Here is a 3,174-nt window from a genome sequence, read left to right on the forward strand (position 1 = left end):
ACTTTAAATATCATTTTGTATTGTTATCTTGTTGATGTTCAAGCTCAGGGGTATAAACGTCAATGTCTTTTTCAGTTTTAGGTCTTAATTTTTTTTCCCATGGGTAAATAGATACATCCAGCTCTGTTATTTGCACTTGTAAACCCAGTGCAGCAAAGCTTTGAATGGTTTGTTGTAAATCGGTTTGTGTGGGTTCATAAATGCTCCAATGCCCTTGTAAGCCAATACCCATTACCGGCACTTTTAATGCTTTAAGTTGTTGCATTAATTGTAAAACTCTGGCTCTTTTTTCGGGCCTTTCCGTATTGTAATCGTTATAGAATAAAATGGCATTCGGATCTGCTTCATGCGCATATTCAAAGGCTTTTACTATGAAATCAATGCCACATATTTGATACCATAATGAATTGCGTAGTAGGCGTGTAGTATCATCATCAACGGCTTCATTTACTACATCCCAAGCATAAATTTTGCCTTTATATCTGTTTACTACTGTAAATATGTGTTGTTTCAAACGTTCCAAAAGTATTTCCTTTGATACCAATCCGCCATTTGCATCTTTAAATATCCAATCCGGGGTTTGTTCATGCCAACATAAGTTATGTCCTCTTACTTTTAAATGATGCCGTTGCGCAAAGTTTACTATGGCATCAGCCTCTTTAAAATTGTATTCATTTTCTTTGGGATGAATAGGCCCCATTTTCATGGCATTTTCCGGGGTAAGACTATTAAATTGTTGCAGTATAAAAGTTGTATCGCTGCTTAATACATTATGTGCACTAACCGCAACGCCAATAGGAAAATAATTTTTGTAATAATCTTTTAAGCCCATTTGTTTTTGTGCATAGCTATAATTTGCAAGAATTGTTGCACAGGCAGCAATGAATAATGATTTTCTTTTCATGTAAGATAATATTTGTATTGATGAGGTTATTTGGTTTTATTTTGATGTGCTTTAATATAAGTAGCCACTGTTTTTAAGGGGGCTATCCAAATAGTTGATTCATTTTGCTTCAAATATTGCAACAGTTCATGATGCGCATTCACACTAACATTTAAACTATGTTCTCCACCAACTCCATGAAATAGGAAAACCAATAATGTGTGTGTACGTTGTGCTTGTTTCACTAAATCAATCATTTCTTTACCCGATTGTCCATTAATACCATAGCATCCAATATTGTATAAATCAATTTGATCAATTGTTTGCATCATTGGTGTAACGCCTCTTGCAGCAATAAAAGTTTGATGTAAGGAAGCTAAATAATCTGTATCATGAATTTTCGTATCGCCACATGGATAAGCAAAGGTTCTGGTGGTTTGTCCATCAATAGCTTTTAATAAGTTATTCATGGCTAATATTTCATTCACCATACGTTTTACTGTGTAGGTGGCCAAATCGTAGTCGGGTTGAACAAAACTTCTACCCAGCAATTGGCTGTTACAAGGGTGCCAAATAGTATGATTACCTAATTCATGCCCATTCTCAGCGGCTTTTTTCCAGCTTGGCAACTGTGCATTTAGTCCATTAAAATAATCAGAAATATAAAATGTACCTTTTAGTTGAACAGAGTCGAGAGCGGGAAGTACATTTTTAATGTCAATATTTAATCCGTCATCATAAGTTAATACCACTGCACATGATTTGTTATTCCAAGTTTTGTCTGTTTGTGCTGCAATCATATTAACAGCAAAAAGTGTAAGTATTGATAAAACAATTTTCATAATATTTTTATTGATCGGTTCTAAATGGACTGGCAGGTAACCCTTCAACATTATACAAGTTAGCATCCATGGGATTGTCAGCCCATGCATATCGTACATATAATGGATGGCTAATATTTTTATTCCATACTACAACTGTATTATGCTCAATTTTAGCTTTTGCCCAAACAAATTTTTTATCAGATCCGGCAATTGAAAATCTGTTTAAGGGCTGGTTTTCTAAAGTGGTTAAACCACTTCCCACATTTGAAAAATGAATAATGATAGAGTCGTTTTTAATTTCTGCCGCTTGAAAAATAGGTCCACTTGATATAATGTTATTATTGCCATATACCAATTTTTCTGCAGCAAGGGCTGCACGTTGTCCTACCTCTTTTTTTCTGGAAGGATGGATGTCATTCCATTCACCCAAGTCAATTGTTATTACCAATGCTGTGTTAGCAATTTTTAGTGCATTCATTTGAACTTCGCGTAGTTGTGCCCAACCACTTTCAACAGGAAGTTCATCAATAGGTCCGAAATTGGGTAATTGTATAATAATGAAAGGTAAATTTTCATTATGCCATTTTTGTCGCCAATCATGAATAAATGCCGGTAATAGTTGAGCATATTGCTTGGTGTTTCCTGTATTACTTTCGCCCTGATACCATAACACACCCTTTATGGCATATTGCGTAATAGGTGCAATCATTCCATTATATAATGCAGTTGGTTGATATTCTGCATTAAAATATTGTGTGTGCGTTTGATTGGGTGTAAGCGCAAGCCCAACTTTATATTGCCAGGTGCCTGCTAATTGTATAGTGTCTAAACCGTTTGTTAGATAATATGGCTTATCAGTTACAAATCCGCCTTTTCCTTGTAATGCCGTAATTTTAACTACAATAGTATTGTTTCCCCCTTTTAATATGCCTGCAGGAATATTATAATAGCGTTGCGGATACTCATATTCGGTTTGGCCAATTAATTTTCCGTTTATATAAACCTCATCGGCGTTTACTATTCTTCCTAATGCTAATTGAGCTTGTTGGCCTTCCATTGTGGATGGTAACATTATCGTTCTTATATACCACACAATGCCATGTACGTTAGGAATACTTTGATCATTCCAATATCCCGGAACATTTATGTTATGCCAATTTATAGGTTTATAATCAGTTTGGTACCACTTTGGATTTTCGGAAATGCCTTTGTCTGTTGCTAAATTTTTTTGAATGATTTGATTATTAGCAGCGATAGATTTTTCCAGTTGATGAATGTATGCAGTGTCTTTATTTTTTTGAATTAATTGATCAATATCGGGGAAGTTTTCTTGTGCCATTTGAAGAGAAAAGGCAGAATCGGCCAAAAAAACATCCCTTCCTTGTTTATCTTCGGCAAGAAAAGCCGTTTTTCTTTTCTTAAATTCATCCAGTTGTTTTTTGTTTGTGCTTTTAAACCAACAGGCTT

At 34.9% G+C, this 3,174-nt stretch carries 3 protein-coding genes; all 3 read right to left on the bottom strand.

Annotation, left to right across the window (positions count from 1 at the left end; all coding sequences use genetic code 11):
* Positions 1 to 10 precede the first annotated feature (10 nt).
* Complete coding sequence (locus ACP5P5_RS13585) at positions 11 to 904, bottom strand: endo-1,4-beta-xylanase (RefSeq protein WP_428286655.1); 894 nt, start codon at positions 902 to 904, stop codon at positions 11 to 13.
* A 26-nt stretch (positions 905 to 930) separates the two neighbouring features.
* Positions 931 to 1,725 (bottom strand): polysaccharide deacetylase family protein, encoded by a 795-nt coding sequence (locus tag ACP5P5_RS13590; protein WP_428286656.1) that lies wholly within the window; start codon positions 1,723 to 1,725, stop codon positions 931 to 933.
* A gap of 7 nt (positions 1,726 to 1,732) precedes the next feature.
* Positions 1,733 to 3,174: sialate O-acetylesterase (locus tag ACP5P5_RS13595; RefSeq protein WP_428286657.1), on the bottom strand; the 1,442-nt coding region annotated here is incomplete at its 5' end.

It is taken from the genome of Hydrotalea sp. (genome assembly GCF_049968455.1).
Lineage (GTDB): Bacteria > Bacteroidota > Bacteroidia > Chitinophagales > Chitinophagaceae > Hydrotalea.